General features: G+C 72.4%; 15 protein-coding genes and 1 pseudogene. 4 read left to right on the forward strand and 12 right to left on the reverse strand.

Annotated features, from left to right (window positions below; translation table 11 throughout):
- Positions 1-469 precede the first annotated feature (469 nt).
- A pseudogene (locus ABZ624_RS11560) lies at positions 470-697 on the forward strand (ISKra4 family transposase); the annotation flags it as partial.
- Between the two features lie 266 nt (positions 698-963).
- Here the strand turns inward: ABZ624_RS11560 and ABZ624_RS11565 are convergent.
- The 7 genes from ABZ624_RS11565 to ABZ624_RS11595 all read right to left on the reverse strand — a co-directional run bounded on the left by ABZ624_RS11565 (position 964) and on the right by ABZ624_RS11595 (position 9,249).
- On the reverse strand, positions 964-1,812 hold the full coding sequence (locus ABZ624_RS11565) for an SGNH/GDSL hydrolase family protein (RefSeq protein WP_360085541.1): 849 nt from the start codon (positions 1,810-1,812) through the stop codon (positions 964-966).
- Positions 1,813-1,885: 73 nt separating this feature from the next.
- Complete coding sequence (locus ABZ624_RS11570) at positions 1,886-2,905, reverse strand: hemolysin family protein (protein ID WP_360085544.1); 1,020 nt, start codon at positions 2,903-2,905, stop codon at positions 1,886-1,888.
- Positions 2,902-4,245 (reverse strand): hemolysin family protein, encoded by a 1,344-nt coding sequence (locus ABZ624_RS11575; protein ID WP_360085547.1) that lies wholly within the window; start codon positions 4,243-4,245, stop codon positions 2,902-2,904. Before ABZ624_RS11575 ends, ABZ624_RS11570 begins: the two co-directional genes overlap by 4 nt.
- A gap of 152 nt (positions 4,246-4,397) precedes the next feature.
- Positions 4,398-4,823, reverse strand: coding sequence for a GNAT family N-acetyltransferase (locus ABZ624_RS11580; protein ID WP_360085550.1), 426 nt, complete (start codon positions 4,821-4,823; stop codon positions 4,398-4,400).
- A 45-nt stretch (positions 4,824-4,868) separates the two neighbouring features.
- The gene (locus ABZ624_RS11585; protein WP_360085552.1) at positions 4,869-5,756 is read right to left on the reverse strand and encodes an LLM class F420-dependent oxidoreductase; all 888 of its coding nucleotides are present in this window, start codon (positions 5,754-5,756) and stop codon (positions 4,869-4,871) included.
- A gap of 78 nt (positions 5,757-5,834) precedes the next feature.
- Complete coding sequence (locus tag ABZ624_RS11590) at positions 5,835-8,402, reverse strand: ABC transporter permease (protein WP_360085555.1); 2,568 nt, start codon at positions 8,400-8,402, stop codon at positions 5,835-5,837.
- Positions 8,403-8,406: 4 nt separating this feature from the next.
- Positions 8,407-9,249 (reverse strand): ABC transporter ATP-binding protein, encoded by an 843-nt coding sequence (locus ABZ624_RS11595; protein ID WP_360085558.1) that lies wholly within the window; start codon positions 9,247-9,249, stop codon positions 8,407-8,409.
- Positions 9,250-9,366: 117 nt separating this feature from the next.
- Here ABZ624_RS11595 and ABZ624_RS11600 point away from each other — a divergent pair, with 117 nt between their 5' ends.
- The gene (locus ABZ624_RS11600) at positions 9,367-9,609 is read left to right on the forward strand and encodes a toxin-antitoxin system HicB family antitoxin (RefSeq protein ID WP_360085561.1); all 243 of its coding nucleotides are present in this window, start codon (positions 9,367-9,369) and stop codon (positions 9,607-9,609) included.
- Positions 9,610-9,613: 4 nt separating this feature from the next.
- Positions 9,614-9,988 (forward strand): fic family toxin-antitoxin system, toxin component, encoded by a 375-nt coding sequence (locus ABZ624_RS11605; RefSeq protein ID WP_360085564.1) that lies wholly within the window; start codon positions 9,614-9,616, stop codon positions 9,986-9,988.
- Here ABZ624_RS11605 and ABZ624_RS11610 read toward each other — a convergent pair whose 3' ends face one another.
- From ABZ624_RS11610 to bioB, 4 genes are all read right to left on the reverse strand, one after another.
- The gene (locus ABZ624_RS11610; protein ID WP_360085567.1) at positions 9,989-10,693 is read right to left on the reverse strand and encodes a class I SAM-dependent methyltransferase; all 705 of its coding nucleotides are present in this window, start codon (positions 10,691-10,693) and stop codon (positions 9,989-9,991) included.
- Between the two features lie 76 nt (positions 10,694-10,769).
- Entirely contained in the window at positions 10,770-11,486 is a 717-nt protein-coding gene (bioD, locus tag ABZ624_RS11615) for a dethiobiotin synthase (RefSeq protein WP_360085570.1), read from the reverse strand.
- A gap of 2 nt (positions 11,487-11,488) precedes the next feature.
- The gene (locus ABZ624_RS11620) at positions 11,489-12,787 is read right to left on the reverse strand and encodes an adenosylmethionine--8-amino-7-oxononanoate transaminase (protein ID WP_360085573.1); all 1,299 of its coding nucleotides are present in this window, start codon (positions 12,785-12,787) and stop codon (positions 11,489-11,491) included.
- On the reverse strand, positions 12,780-14,009 hold the full coding sequence (gene bioB, locus ABZ624_RS11625; protein ID WP_360085576.1) for a biotin synthase BioB: 1,230 nt from the start codon (positions 14,007-14,009) through the stop codon (positions 12,780-12,782). The genes ABZ624_RS11620 and bioB overlap by 8 nt, the downstream gene beginning before the upstream one ends.
- 148 nt (positions 14,010-14,157) lie before the next feature.
- Between bioB and ABZ624_RS11630 the strand changes: the two genes are divergently transcribed.
- Entirely contained in the window at positions 14,158-15,285 is a 1,128-nt protein-coding gene (locus ABZ624_RS11630; RefSeq protein ID WP_360085578.1) for an 8-amino-7-oxononanoate synthase, read from the forward strand.
- A 97-nt stretch (positions 15,286-15,382) separates the two neighbouring features.
- Here ABZ624_RS11630 and ABZ624_RS11635 read toward each other — a convergent pair whose 3' ends face one another.
- Positions 15,383-15,604 (reverse strand): DUF397 domain-containing protein, encoded by a 222-nt coding sequence (locus ABZ624_RS11635; protein WP_360085580.1) that lies wholly within the window; start codon positions 15,602-15,604, stop codon positions 15,383-15,385.
- Positions 15,605-15,613 lie beyond the last annotated feature (9 nt).

A 15,613-nucleotide genomic window follows, 5' to 3' on the forward strand; every position in this document is an offset into this window, starting at 1 on the left:
AGTTACCGACAGTTACCGCAATGACGGCTTTCGGAGCAGTGAGCACCTGTGCATAACCTGTGAATGATCAGCTCTTTGCTGAAAACTGGCCCACCCCCCACCCCGTACACGTACTGTGACCATGAGATCAACATCACACAGTGGGAGTCGACTTGCCGCTCAGGCCGCTATGGCTTGCACGCCGGGTTCCCTATGTTTAAGGCAAGTTGACAGGATTGACCGGGACGAGCCGGAAATGCAGAACTGAACCCGCTTACCAGGCGCAGAAGTTCGTTCGGGACGGAAGGCCGGCAGTCGAGGCGACCGACCCGCAGACCTCTGACAGATCCTCCGGTGGCCGTGGGTGCAGTCTCGGCTGCCGACGAGCGATGGACCGGTACGTGCTACAAGCGGCGGTCATGACAGCAGCAGGAACAGACGTGATGCCGGCGCCAGCGTGTCCGCACTGAGAGGAGCCCGACCATCTGTCGGCCGGCCCATCGCCACCGGCGCCGTCGGAGGCGCCTGCCCCCACCTCATCGGCGACCGCCTCGACATCACCGGAGCCCGCTGGGGCCTCGAAGGAGCCGAAGTCCTCCGCCTGCGCGCTCTCACCGCCGACAACGACCTCGATGCCTACTGGGCCTACCACACCACACGCGAGCACGAACGGCTCTACAACAGCCCCGACCAGCCCGAATTCAGACCGACGGGCTGATCGAGACCTTCACTTCAGCCGCACCCCACGCACATCGTGACCGACACCCTCGGTCTGCGCCTCGTCGCCTGCGTCACCGCCGCAAACATCGGCGACCGGGACGCCGCGGCGGGCCTGCTGACCCGGCTGCGACGCCTGCACTGAACCCATAGACCCCTTCCTTGGACGCAACCATGACGTCCCGCAACAACAACAGCGGGTGATGGCGGGAAGGGGGCCGGCGCCCGGCGTTTAATCGGTGCATGGCAGCCGGGCGGGGCTCCGGGTTAGGGCTCCACCCGTCGCCAGTCCGTCACGGGGCCGGGGTCTGTGTGGTCCGAAGGGGTGACCCAGAAGGCTTTGCCCAGCTCAGCGCTAAACTGGGCGCCTGTCCGGCCGTCCCCCGAGGAGCGGCCGGTCAGGCGCCGGCCTATCCACGGCAGCAGGTGCCGGCGGGCGAAGCGCGCGTCCGCCATCCGGCGCGTCACCCAGCCCGGCGGGAGTGTGGCCGGCATCGGCACGTGCCACTCGGTGTCCTCCGGCTCGTACCCGAGCGTCTGCCACACCGCCTCGGTGACCCGGCGGTGTCCTTCGGCCGACAGGTGCAGCCGGTCCACGTCCCACAGCCGGGGATCGCTGAGTGAGCGCGCTCCGTACAGGTCGACGACGACCGCGCCGTGCTGTGCGGCCAGCTCGTCCACACAGGCGAACAGCTCCTCCATGCGCGGCCGGAACCGCTCCAGCACCGGGCCCTGGCGGCCGGGGCTGCGCATCAGCACCAGCTGCTTGCAGGACGGCGCCAGCCGCTCCACGGCCTCGGTCAGCAGGCCCTTCACCCGGCCCATGTCGCACTTGGGCCGCAGGGTGTCGTTGAGCCCGCCGACCAGCGTGACCACGTCGGCGTTCATGGCCGCCGCCGTGCCCACCTGCTCGTCGACGATCTGCCCGATCAGCTTCCCGCGCACGGCCAGATTGGCGTACCGGAAGCCCGGAGCGCGGTCCGCCATCCGCGTGGCGAGCAGGTCGGCCCAGCCCCGGTAGGAGCCGTCGGGCAGCAGGTCCGACATGCCCTCGGTGAAGGAGTCGCCGACCGCGACCAGGCTGTTGTACGGGGGAGGTGTGGGATTCGTCTGCATGGCGTCAGCGATGGTATCCCGGCTCCATACCTACCGGTCGGTCGCCCCGGGAACGCCCGGCAGGATCCCGGCGTCATCCCGGTGTCGGCTGCCCGAACAGCTGCCGCAGCACGTCCTCCATGGTCACCAGGCCGGCCAGCCGGCCGTCGTCGCCGAGCACCGCCGCCAGATGCGTACGGCTGCCGCGCATCGCGGTGAGCACGTCGTCCAGGGGGGTGCCCTCCCGCGCCCGTGCGATGGGCCGCACGTCCCGCAGCCGGAACGGCACGTCCCGCGGCGAGGCGTCCAGCGCGTCCTTGACGTGCAGATAGCCCACGATCCGCCGGCCCACGTCGACCACGGGGAACCGGGAGAAGCCCGACTCGGCCGACAGCCGCTCCAGCTGCTCCGGGGTGACGCCCACGCGCGCGTACACCACCCGTTCCAGCGGCACCACGACGTCCCGCACGGGCCGGCTGCCCAGCTCCAGGGCGTCGTGCAGCCGCTCCTGCGCCCGGTCGTCGATCAGGCCCGCCTCGCTGGCGTCCTTGACGATCTCGGCGAGTTCGGTGTCCGTGAAGGTCGCCGCGACCTCGCCCCTGGTCTCCACCCGGAGCAGCTTCAGCAGCCCGTTCGCGAAGGCGTTGACCGCGAAGATCACCGGGCGCAGGGCCCGGGACAGCGCGACGAGCGGCGGGCCGAGCAGCAGCGCGCTGCGCACCGGCTCGGCGAGCGCGATGTTCTTGGGCACCATCTCGCCGAGCAGCATGTGCAGATAGGTCGCGAGGGCCAGCGCGATCACGAAGGACACGGCGTGACCCGCGCTCACGGGCACACCGACCGCGCGGAACACCGGCTCCAGCAGATGCGCGATGGCCGGTTCGGCGACCACACCCAGGACCAGCGTGCACAGCGTGATGCCGAGCTGGGCGGCGGCCAGCAGCGCCGAGACGTGCTCCAGGCCCCACAGCACGGCCTTCGCACGCCGGTCCCCCTCCTGGGCCAGCGGCTCGACCTGCGAGCGGCGCACGGAGATCAGCGCGAACTCGGCGCCGACGAAGAAGGCGTTGACGACCAGGGTCGCCAGCCCGATCAGCAGCTGTACGGTGGTCATCGCGCCTCCTCCGGGGTCTCGTGGGCCTGTTCGTCGTCCAGTGGCGCGTGCAGCAGCACCCGCGCCGCCCGGCGGCCCGAGGCGTCCACCACGTCCAGCCGCCAGCCCGCGACCTCGACCTTGTCACCGGTCCGCGGTATCCGGCCCAGCAGGGTCGCGACCAGCCCGGCCAGGGTCTCGTACGGCCCCTCGGGCGCCCGCAGGCCGACGCGCGCGAGCTGGTCGGTGCGGGCGGCGCCGTCGGCCGAGTACAGGGCCCGCCCGTCCTCGTCCGCCCCGGCGGGGGCGAGGTCCGGCGTCTCGTGCGGGTCGTGTTCGTCCCGCACCTCGCCTACGACCTCCTCGACGATGTCCTCCAGGGTCGCCACGCCGGCCGTGCCGCCGTACTCGTCGATGACGACGGCCATGGTGCGCCTGCCGCCCAGCCGGTCCAGCAGCCGGTCGACGGTCAGGGACTCGGGCACGAGCAGCGGCTCGCGCATGAGCTGGGCGACCGTGCGGTGGCGCCGCTGGTCGGCGGGGACGGCCAGCACGTCCTTGATGTGGGCGGTGCCGACGACCGAGTCCAGGGTGCCCCGGTAGACCGGGAACCGGCTCAGCCCGGTGGCCCGGGTCGCGTTCGCCACGTCCTCGCAGGTGGCCTGGGTGTCGAGGGCGACGACCTGGACGCGCGGGGTCATCACGTTCTCCGCCGTCAGGTCGGCCAGGTTCAGCGTGCGCACGAACAGCTCGGCGGTGTCCGGCTCCAGTGCGCCTTTCTTGGCGGAGTGCCGGGCCAGCGCCGCCAGCTCCTGCGGTCCCCGCGCCGAGGCCAGCTCCTCGGCGGGCTCGATGCCGAGCCGGCGCACGAAACGGTTGGCCGTGTTGTTCAGGTGCGTGATGAAGGGCCGGAAGACGGCGCTGAACCAGCGCTGCGGATTGCCCACCCGCTTCGCCACGGCCAGCGGTGAGGAGATCGCCCAGTTCTTCGGCACCAGCTCGCCGACGACCATCAGGAACACCGTCGACAGGGCCGTACCGAGCACGAGGGCGGCCGAACCCGCCGTGCCGCCCGACAGCCCCATCGCCCGGAACGGACCGGCGAGCAGCCTGGCGATGGACGGCTCGGCGAGCATGCCGACCACCAGGTTGGTCACGGTGATGCCGAGCTGGGCGCCGGAGAGCTGGAAGGTCAGGTTCCGTGCGGCCTTCAGGGCGCCGGGGGCGCCGCGTTCGCCGCGCTCGGCGGCTCGCTCCAGTTCACCGCGCTCCACCGTGGTCAACGAGAACTCCGCCGCCACGAAGGCACCACAGGCGAGCGACAGCAGGATCGCCACCAGCAGCAGGAGCACTTCGGTCATCGGGTCACCCCCGTCCCATGCTCGGACAGGGCAGGACGGGGCGCGCGGCGGCGCGTACCGGGAGGCTCGCCCATGGGCGGACGCTCACAACCTTTCATAGAGGGCCGAGTGCTCCCTCAATGGTAAAGGATGGGCAAAGGAACCCGGGTGGCTCAGTCGGTGAGCGGCTTCACCCAGCGCCGCCAGCGCTCCTCCGGGCCGTAACCGGCCGCGCTCCAGGCCTGCTGCGCCCGCTCGTTGCGGACCAGCACCATCGCGTCCGCGCGCCGGCCGCCGAGCCGTACGAACCGCTCCTCGGCGGCGGCCAGCAGCGCCGAGCCGATGCCCTGCCGGCGCCGCTGCGGATGCACCGCGAGCCGGTACAGATGGCAGCGCCAGCCGTCGAAGCCCGCGATCACCGTGCCCACCAGCTCCCCGCCCTGCTCGGCGAGGATCAGGGCCTCCGGGTCGCGGGCCACCAGCCGCTCCACCCCGTCCCGGTCGTCGCTGATGCTGGTGCCCTCGGCGGCCGTCTTCCAGAAGGCGAGGACAGTGTCGAGGTCGGCGTGCGCCGCCGGGCGTATACGCGGGTCGGTCATGGGGTCATCGGATCACTGGGTGGGTGGCCCGTGTGCGGGTTTCCATCATGCGGACTCCTCGCGCAGCTGCTCCATCACCGGCGCGAAGGCCTCCATGTACGGCTCCAGGACGGTCAGGTACGAGAACCCGAACCGCTCGCGCTGCGCCCGCACCCGCTCGACGACGTCCTCCAGCGGGCCGGCCAGCACGATGGGCAGCGCCAGCGCGTCGTCGAGGGTCAGCTGCGACTGCCGCTCCAGCAGCGGCTTCAGCACCGGTCCGGGGTCGTCCGTGACCGCCACGAGCTGGAGGAGCAGGTTCAGTTCCGCCTCTTGCGCCCGGCCCGCCGCGACGCTCCGGTAGCGCGCCACCCGCTCGTCCAGCTCCTCGGCGGTGAGCGGCTCCAGCCCGCCCGGTGTCCTCCCCGGCCGGGCTCCGGTGAAGGCCGCGATGTCCGCGTGCTCGGCGGCCAGCCGCAGCATCCGGTCGCCGTTGGCGCCGATCAGCAGCGGCACCCGGGGCCGGGCGGGGCGCGGCTGGTGTTCGGGGGAGCCGAGCAGCCGGTCGAGTTCCGCCACCGTACGGCGGAGGTGGTCCACCCGCTCGCCCGGTGAGCCGTACGGCAGCCCCGCCGCCTCGTGTTCGGCCGGAACGTACCCGGTGCCCAGCCCGAGTTCGAGACGTCCGCCGGTGAGCGCGTCCGTGGTCGCCACCTCGCGGGCCAGCAGTGCGGGATTCCAGAACCCCGCGTTGAGCACGAACGTGCCCAGCCGGGGGCGCTCGGTCGCCTCGGCCGCCGCGACCAGCGCCGGGAACGGGGCGACCATGCCGAGGTGATCCGGGACGAGGATCACGTCGTACCCGAGCTCCTCGGCGCGCCGGCACTTGGCGCGCCACTCGGCGGCGGGCGCGGGCGTGAGCAGATTGACCCCGAAGCGGAACGGACGCGGCACGAACTCTCCTCTTGCGCAGGTGACTTGAGCCTGGACCTGCGATTCCATCACGTCCGTCGCACGCTCGGGAGGGTGCCCTCACTCGTGGGCGATCGCCGCCAGCACGTTCATCCGTGACGCCCGCAGCGCCGGCAGCAGAGCCGCCACCACGCCCACCACCGCCGCACCGACGACGACGGCGACGATCGTCGTCCAGGGGAACGCCAGCGCCGTCAGCCCGCGCAGGGCCAGCACCTGCTGCATGCACACGCCCCACACGAGTCCCAGCGCCAGCCCGAGCACCGCGCCGAACACCGCGATCACCACCGACTCCAGCCGGATCATCCGGCGCAACTGCCGCCGCCCCAGCCCGATCGCGCGCAGCAGCCCGATCTCACGGGTGCGCTCCACCACCGACAGGGCGAGGGTGTTGACCACACCGAGCACGGCGATGACGATGGCCAGTCCGAGCAGCGCGTACACCAGGTACAGCAGGACGGCGATCTGCTTGTGGACCAGGTTCTTGTAGTCGGTCTGATTGTGCACCTGCACCTGCGGGAACGGCGCGAGCACCCGTTCCAGCCGGGGCCGCAGGTCCTGCGGGTTCGTCCCGGTGGCCGCGTTGACGTAGAGCGCGGAGTCCTGGGCGCGGGGCGCGTACTTCGTGAGGGTCGCCAGGCCGAAGTACATGCCGCCCTGGGAGCCGAAGCCCTCCGTCGGAGCCTGGTCGGTGAGTGCCGCGACGGTCAGCTCGGTGTGCCGTCCGCCCGGGAACTCGACCGGGACGACGCTGCCGACACGCACGCCGTGGTCCCTGGCGAAGTCGGCGTCCATGGCGAGATGACCGTCCGCCAGCGCGGCCCGTGAACCGCCCTGCGCGTAGGTGAGGTGCAGGACGTCGTCGAGCCGGGGCCCGTACGCGGCGGCGGTCGTGCGGACTTCGTCTCCCTTCGGCAGGCGTACGGCGACCGGGGTGAGCCGCTGCCGTACGACGAGCCCGACGCCGCGCGTCGCGGCCACGGTGTCCCGCACCTGCTTGGTGAAGGGGGTGAAGTTGGTGTTCTGGATGATGAAGTCGGCACCCAGGTTCTTGTCGATCTGCTGGTCGAACGACGCGGACATCGAGGCGCTCGCCACCGACATCCCGCCGACCAGGGCGAGGCCCACCATGAGCGCGGCGGCCGTGGCGCCCGTACGACGCGGGTTGCGCAGGGCGTTGCGCTGGCTCATCCGGCCGACCGGGCCGAACAGCGCGGGAAACGCCCCGCCCAGCACCCGGATCACCGGCCGCACCAGCAGCGGACCGGCCACCACGGTCGCGATCAGCGTCAGGACCACGCCCAACCCCAGCAGCGGGGCCGCCTGGGCGACCTTCGTGGCCGCCGCGCACCCGGCCAGCGCCGCCGCGCCGGCCACCCCGACCACCGCACCGACGATCGCCCGCGCCCTCAACGGCTTGCCCACACCGGCGACCTCGGCGTCGGCGAGCGCCGCCATCGGCGACACGGCCGCCGCGCGCCGCGCGGGCAGATAGGCGGCCACGAAGGTGACGCCGAGACCGACGACGTACGCCGCGACGGGCGTGCCCCAGCCGATGACCATCTCCGTGGCCTTCAGGTTCATCCCGAACGCGCTCATCAGCCGGATCAGCCCCAGCGCCAGCCCGATACCGGCCAGGAGGCCGAGCGTCGAACCGACCAGCCCGAGCAGCAGCGCCTCCGTGAGCACCGAACGCCGCACCTGCCTGCGGTCCGCGCCGAGCGCCCGCAGCAGGCCCAGCTCGCGCGTGCGCTGGGCGATCAGCATGGAGAAGGTGTTGACGATGAGGAACACGCCCACGAGCAGGGCGACACCGGCGAAGCCCAGCATCACGTACTTGATCACGTCGAGGAAGGTGCCGAGGCCGGCCGCCGCCGACTTGGCCTGCTCACCCGCGGTCTTCAGGTCGTAGGTGCCGGTACCGATCGCCTGGCCGACACGCCGCTTGAGCTGCGCGTCGGTCACTCCCGGCGCCGCGTCCACCGAGATGCCGGTCGCCTGCGCGGCCGACCCGAGCAGTTCCCGGGCCGCGACCGCCGGGTCCAGGAAGACCAGGGCCGCGCCGGGGTTGGTGGTGGTGAACGTGGCGATGCCGACCACCCGCACCCGGAACGTGCCCGGCTGCGCCTGCACGGTCAGCGTGTCGCCGATCCGTACGTGCCTCTTGCCGGCCGTGTCGGCGTCCAGCAGTGCCTCGCCCGCACCCCGCGGCGCATGGCCGGAGGTGAGCTGCACCGGGCTGCGATGCGTGACGTACCAGGCCATCGCGAGGGTCGGGGCGCCCGTGGTCGGGCCGACGGACTTGTGGCGGGCGTCGACCACGACGGCGTTCTCCACGGACACCTCGGCGCGGGCCGCCGCGACCCCGTCGACCTTCGCCACGCGGTCCCGCAGCGCGGCGGGCAGGGTCTGCACCGCGCCGCTCAGCCGCGCCGACCGCAGATCCTGCTTCGGCTGGACCGTCACATCGGCGGCGGTGGAGGCGAACAGCCGGTCGAAGGTACGCGTCACGGTGTCGGAGAAGATCAGACTGCCCGAGACGAACGCCACGGAAAGGATCACGGCCAGCGCGGACAGCGCGAGCCGCCCCTTGTGCGCGAGGAAACTCCTCAGGGTCGCCTTGAGCACCGGCTCAGTCCTCCCGGGCGGTGACATCGTCGCCGAGCCGGCCCCGGACCACGCCGGCCCCGGGACTCCGGGGGTTTCCCGCGGGAAAGACACGCATGCGTTCCAGCACCGCCTCGGCCGTCGGCTGTGCCATCTCGTCCACGATCCGCCCGTCGGCGAGGAAGAGCACGAGGTCGGAGTGGGCGGCGGCACCCGGGTCGTGCGTGACCATGACGACCGTCTGCCCGAGCTCGTCCACCGCGCCGCGCAGGAAGCCCAGCACCTCCAGACCGGCCCGCGAGTCGAGGTTCCCGGTCGGCTCGTCGGCGAAGATCAGCTCCGGCCGGGAGGCCAGCGCCCGCGCACAGGCGACCCGCTGCTGCTGTCCGCCGGAGAGCTGGGCGGGCCGGTGCGTCAGCCGCCCGCGCAGCCCCAGCGCGTCGATGACCTGGTCCAGCCACCGCTGGTCGGGCTTCCGGCCCGCGATGTCCATCGGCAGGGTGATGTTCTCGGCCGCCGTCAGGGTCGGGATCAGGTTGAACGACTGGAACATGAACCCGACCCGGTCCCGCCTGAGCCTGGTCAGCTCCCGTTCCCTCAAACCGGTGATCTCGGTGTCGCCCAGCCACACCTGGCCGGCCGACACCGTGTCGAGGCCAGCCAGACAGTGCATGAGCGTGGACTTCCCCGACCCCGAGGGGCCCATCACGGCGGTGAAGCGGCCGCGCGCGATGTCCACGTCCACCGAGTCCAGGGCGATGACGGCCGTCTCGCCGGAGCCGTAGGCCTTGGTCAGTCCGCGGGCGCGGGCCGCGATTCCGCCGTTGGGCGTGCGGCCCGGGGCGTGCTGCGCAGCTGGTGTGGACAAGTCAGCCTCCCGGTCGTTCGAACCGCCCGTTCCGGGCGAGCGTAAGGGACAGGCCGACCCGGCGCAGCGTGTAGGCGCGCCCTTGTCTTGCTAGCGCCTCGGCGCTAGCGTCGAAGCATGGCGAAGACCCAGCTGAACGTGCGCGTGGACGAGGGCACCGCCCGCGCGGCCCGCGAACGCGCCCTGGCCCGTGGCATCAGCGTCAACCGCTATATCGAAGAGCTGGTCAGACAGGACACCGGGGAAGCGGGCCGTACGTTCGTCGAGGCCGCCGCCGACTTCATGAGGCAGTACGAGTCCGTGTTCGCGGAGGAGTTCACCGAGACCCCCCGCGGTGCCGGCACCGGGGACGGCCGCTGATCCCTTGAACGAGCTCAGTATCGACCTCGCCTGGCTCCTCATGCTCGCCGAACAGAAGACGCCCGGGGACCCGCAGGTCACCGACTGGGGCGCGCTGGTCGCCGCCGTCGCCCGGCACCGCGCCGAGATATTCGGCGTGCCGGTCTACGACACCCCGCACGCCCGTGCCGCCTCCCTGCTCCAGCTGCTGATCCACCTGCCGGCCCTGGAGCGCTCCAACGCGCTGTTCGCCTCGGCGGTCGCCTATGCCTACCTGGTCGCCAGCGGCGTGAAGGTGGGCACCACGCCCGAGCAGGTGCGCGACCTCGCCCGGCTGGTGAAGGAGGGCGCGGCCGACGTGGACGACATCGCGCGGGAGCTGCGGCGCTGGAGCCTGTGATCAGCGCGCGCCCGGCTCGTCCGGGAGCCACTCGTCCGGGCGCCAGGCGACGCCGAGCGCGCAGTACGACGCCGGCAGCGCCGGACCCTTCTCCGGCATCATCACGCGCCGGTGGGGACCGAGTGTGAACCCGGCCTCGCGCAGCGCGGCCACCGGCCGGCGGGCCACATGACACCCGCCGGTGAGCAGGGGCCACAGGGTCCGGTCCAGCGTGCGCTGGGTCACCGTCATCAGGGGTCCGCCGCCCCGGCCGTGCTCGAAGAACCGCACCTGGCCGCCCGGCCTGAGCACCCGCCGTACCTCGCTCAGCGCCCGCGGTACGTCCCGCACGCTGCACAGCACCAGGGACAGCACGGCCGCGTCGAAGGCCTCGCTCTTGACCGGCAGCGCCTCGGCGGCGCCCGGCACCACGTCGACCGGGACCTGGGCGCGCAGGGCCGCGTCGAGCGCCAGCTTCCTGAGCAGCGGCTCCGGTTCGATCGCCACGACCTCCGCGACGGTGCCCGGGTAGTGCGCGAAGTTCAGCCCGTTGCCGGCGCCGATCTCGATCACCCGCCCGGACAGCCCGGCGAGCAGCCGCTCACGCACGCCGGCCATGCCCAGCCGGGTCTCGGCGCTCACGCTGCACCGGGCGTAGCAGCGGGCAAACAGCGGATGGTGCACGGGACTCCGCGCGACCTGGTCGGAACCGGACAGCAGCCGCATGGCGAACCTCCCCGACGGACGGCCTAGGGGGAGTGTCCCCCGTACGACGCCTTCGCACCCACGAGTGCCGTTCCCGCTAGGGTGCCTCGCGGATCCGGAATGCTTCCGCATCCCAGGTCCCGTCCAGGCGGGGGGCCAGCCAGGTCGGTGCCGCTGTGCGGAAGTCGGCCGGTGGCAGCGCCCCCGCCCCGGAGGGGATCGCGCCGAGGAGGGGGGCCGCTGCGACCTCCGGCAGCTCGGTGACGTTGCAGCGGGTGGCGAGGTCGGGCGAGCCGGGCCAGCTGCCGATCACGATGCCGGCCAACTCCAGCCCCCGGCGCCGTAGTTCGAGCGCCGTGAGCTCCGTCATGTTGAGCGTGCCCAGACCGGCCTGGGCGACGACCAGCACCGGCGCGTCCAGCAGCCGTGCCGCGTCGGCCAGGGTGCCGCCGGCCGCGTCGAACCGGACGAGCAGTCCGCCCGCCCCCTCGACCAGTACGAGATCGTGCTCGGTGGCCAGCTTCGCCGCCCGGTCGGCCACCTCGTGCGGATGCACCGGCGCCATACCCGCCCGCCGGGCCGCCGTACCGGGTGCCAACGGCTCCGGATAGCGGGCCAGTTCGGTGGCCGTCACCGGGCCCGCGAGCCACGCGACCTCGTCGGCGTCCCCGCGCTCGTCCGGCCGTACCCCCGTCTGGGCGGCCTTCAGCACGGCCACCGAGCGTCCGGCCGCGAGCGCCGCGGCGGCGACGGCGGCGGTGGTGACGGTCTTGCCGATCTCCGTGCCCGTCCCCGAGATCATCAGTACCGGCATGTTCATCCCTCCCGCGCCGCGGCGCACACCGCGCGCGCGATTCTTGTCACGTCCTCGTCCGAGGTGATGTACGGCGGCATCGTGTAGACCAGGTCGCGGAACGGACGCAGCCACACGCCCTCCCGCACGGCCGCCGCGGTGGCCGCGGCCATGTCCACCTCGTGGTCGAGCTGGACGACGCCGATCGCCCCGAGGACGCGGACGTCCCGGACACCGGGCAGCTCCCGGGCCGGCGACAGGCCCTCCCACAGACCCGCCTCGATCCGCTTGACCTCCGCCCGCCAGTCCTGGCCCACGAGCAGTTCGATGGAGGCGCAGGCCACGGCCGCCGCCAGCGGGTTGCCCATGAACGTCGGGCCGTGCGCGAGCACCGGCACCTCGCCCCGCGAGATCCCGTCGGCGACCCGCGCGGTGCACAGCGTGGCCGCCAGCGTCAGATAGCCGCCGGTCAGCGCCTTGCCCAGGCACATCACATCCGGGGTGACGCCCGCGTGCTCCGCCGCGAACAGCGCACCGGTGCGGCCGAAGCCGGTGGCGATCTCGTCGAAGACGAGAAGCACGTCGTGCGCGTCGCACGCCTCGCGCAGCACCCGCAGATACGCGGGGGAGTGGAAGCGCATCCCGCCCGCGCCCTGCACGACCGGCTCCACGATCACCGCGGCCAGTTCGTCCGCGTGCCGGGCGATCAGTTCACACAGATGCTCGGCGTACGACTCCTCGTACTCCGCCGGCGGGGCGTCGGCGAACAGCTGGCGCGGCAGCACGCCCGACCACAGCGCGTGCATCCCGCCCTCGGGATCGCACACGGACATCGGGTTCCAGGTGTCGCCGTGGTAGCCGCCCCGCCAGGTCAGCAGCCGCTGCTTGCCGGGCCTGCCGAGCGAGCGCCAGTACTGCAGGCACATCTTCACCGCGACCTCGACCGACACCGAGCCGGAGTCGGCCAGGAAGACGTGCTCCAGGCCCTCTGGCGACATGTCGACAAGGTGCTTCGCGAGCCGTACGGCGGGCTCGTGCGTGAGCCCGCCGAACATCACATGGCTCATCCGTCCGAGCTGCTCGTGCGCCGCCTCGTTGAGGACCGGGTGGTTGTAGCCGTGGATCGCCGACCACCAGGAGGACATGCCGTCCACGACTTCGTCCTGGGCTCCATCGGCGAGCCGCAGTGTCAGACGGACCCCGCTCGCCGACTCCACCACCAGCGGTTCGACACGTCCGGGCATCGGGCCGTACGGGTGCCACACATGCCGTCGGTCCAGCTCCAGCAGGTCGGGCACGCTCAGGCCGGACAGGTCAGGCATTGGGCGCGAGGTCCGTTCCGGCGCCCCGGCGACGGACGGCCACGAGATCGGTGCGCGCCTCCTGCGGGGCCGGCGCGGTCGCCGTACCCGCCGTGCCGCACGCGGCAGCCGTCGTACCGCACACGTCCGCGCCCTCGTGCGAGCCGCAGCCCTCGTGCGAGCCGCAGACGGAGCCGGCGCCGGCGCTCTCGTGCGCGCCGCAGCCGCCCGCCGCGCCCACCCGGTGCTCCGGCAGCGTCACCTCGCCGGCGCCCTCCACCTCGAACCCGGCGTCCGCGATCATCTCCAGGTCGGCCTTGCCGGCCTGGCCCTCGCTGGTCAGGTAGTCACCGAGGAAGATCGAGTTGGCCAGGTGCAGCGCGAGCGGCTGCATCGTGCGCAGATGGACCTCGCGGCCGCCCGCGATCCGGACCTCCACGTCCGGGCAGACGAACCGGACCATGGCCAGAATGCGCAGGCAGCGCTGCGGGGTGAGGTTCCACTCCTTGGCCAGCGGGGTGCCCTCGAAGGGGATGAGGAAGTTCACCGGAACGGAGTCCGGGTCCAGCTCACGCAGCGAGAAGACCACGTCCACCAGGTCCTCGTCGCTCTCGCCCATACCGGCGATCAGACCGGAGCAGGCGGACAGGCCGGCCGCGTGCGCCTTGTTCACCGTGTCCACCCGGTCGGCGTAGGTGTGGGTGGTGGTGATGTCCCCGTAGGTGGACTCCGAGGTGTTGAGGTTGTGGTTGTAGGCGTCCGCGCCCGCCTCGCGCAGCCGCTCGGCCTGGCCGTCGGAGAGCAGCCCGAGACAGGCACACACCTCGACGGCCTCGTTCTGGTCCTTGATCGCCTTGATGGTCTCCGAGACCCGGTCCACGTCCCGGTCGGTCGGGCCGCGTCCGCTGGCCACCAGACACACCCGCTTGGCGCCTCCGGCCAGGCCCGCGGCGGCCGCCTGGGAGGCCTCGTCGGGCTTGAGCCAGGTGTACTTCAGGATCCCGGCCTTGGAGCCGAGCCGCTGGGAGCAGTAGGAGCAGTCCTCCGGGCACAAGCCGGACTTGAGGTTGACCAGGTAATTGAGTTTCACGCGGCGGCCGAACCAGTGCCGGCGCACCTTGCCGGCCGCGGCCACCACATCGAGCACGTCGTCGTCGGAGGTGGCCAGTACGGCGAGTGCTTCCTCGCGGGTCGGCAGCTCGCGCCGAAGCGCCTTGTCCACCAGCGTGTTCAACAGGTCCATGAGGTCCGATCCTGTCCTACGGGACCGCTCCGGGCCAAGGTAGAGACTGCACAACGGAGACGGATCACCGTGTGGGTATTGCCACACCCTGTGCGGCTGGTCCTGCCGCTAGTGTCTGTCCGCTACCTACAAAATCATCGGAGGAGCCATGGCGTTCGGCTGGATCGAGGGGCAGGCGGAGGCGCGCCGGCGCGCCGGACTCGTACGGACCCTGCGCCCGCGCCCGGCCGAGTCGCCGCTGCTGGATCTGGCGAGCAACGACTATCTGGGCCTCGCCCACCACCCCGAGGTCACCGAGGGGGCCGCGCAGGCCGCCCGGGTCTGGGGCGGCGGCTCGACCGGCTCCCGGCTGGTCACCGGCACCACCGAACTGCACACCGAACTGGAACGCGAGCTGGCCGTGTTCTGCGGCTTCGAGGCGGCGCTGGTCTTCTCCTCCGGCTACGCCGCCAACCTGGCCGCGGTCACCGCGCTCGGCCCGCACGGCTCGCTGATCGTCTCCGACGCCGGCAACCACGCCTCCCTCATCGACGGCTGCCGGCTCGCCCGGGGCGAGCGGCAGGTCGTCGGGCACGCCGACCCGGAGGCGGTACGCAAGGCCCTGGCCGGCCATCAGGGACCGGCGATCGTCGTCTCCGACACGGTGTTCTCGGTGGACGGCGACCGGGCGCCGCTGGCCGAGCTCGCCGAGGCGTGCCGGGAGTACGGCGCGGGGCTCGTCCTGGACGACGCGCACGGGCTCGGAGTGCTGGGCGACGGCGGCCGGGGCGCGCCGTACGCGGCCGGGCTGGCCGGAGCCCCGGACGTGGTGGCCACGGCCACCCTGTCCAAGTCGCTCGGCAGCCAGGGCGGAGCGGTGCTCGGCCCGGCGCGGGTGATCGACCATCTGGTCAACGCGGCCCGGACCTTCATCTTCGACACGGGTCTGGCCCCGGCGGCGGCCGGGGCCGCGCTCGCGGCACTGCGGCTGCTCGTGCGCGAACCGCAGCGCGCGGCGCGCGCCGGTGAGGTGGCCGCCGAACTCCACGCACGGCTGACCGCCGCGGGTCTGGAAGCGGTGCGTCCGGACGCCGCGGTGGTCTCCGTGCGGGCTCCGTCCCCGGAGCAGGCCGTGCGCTGGGCGGCCGACTGCCGTACGGCAGGGCTGGCCGTGGGCTGCTTCCGCCCTCCTTCCGTGCCCGACGGCATCTCACGGCTGCGGCTGACCGCCCGCGCGGACCTGTCCGGGGCCGAGATCGAACGCGCTGTACGGGTGATCGGCGAAACGCGACCATGAGTCGGCGTGACACGGCCGTGCTTCGCGCGTGGTCGTCTTCGGGGTCGGTGGCCGTCTTCGGATCAGTGCTCGTCTTCGGGTCGGTGCTCGTCTTCGGTCACAGGGCGGTGAGGAAACCGGTCCAGCTCCCGGCGGAGAAGAGCAGCGCGGGTCCGGCCGGGCTCTTGGAGTCGCGCACGGCGAGCAGTCCGGCCCCGGGGCCGGAGCGCGGCCGGGCCGTCTCCACGCAGTTGTTGGCTCCCGTGCTGTAGCTGCTGCGCAGCCAGCGCACGTGATGCAGGTCGGTACTGGCAGGGACGTTCCGAGGCAGTGCTGACATGGTGCCTCC

The sequence above is a fragment of the Streptomyces sp. NPDC007205 genome (genome assembly GCF_040634095.1).
Taxonomy (GTDB): Bacteria; Actinomycetota; Actinomycetes; order Streptomycetales; family Streptomycetaceae; genus Streptomyces.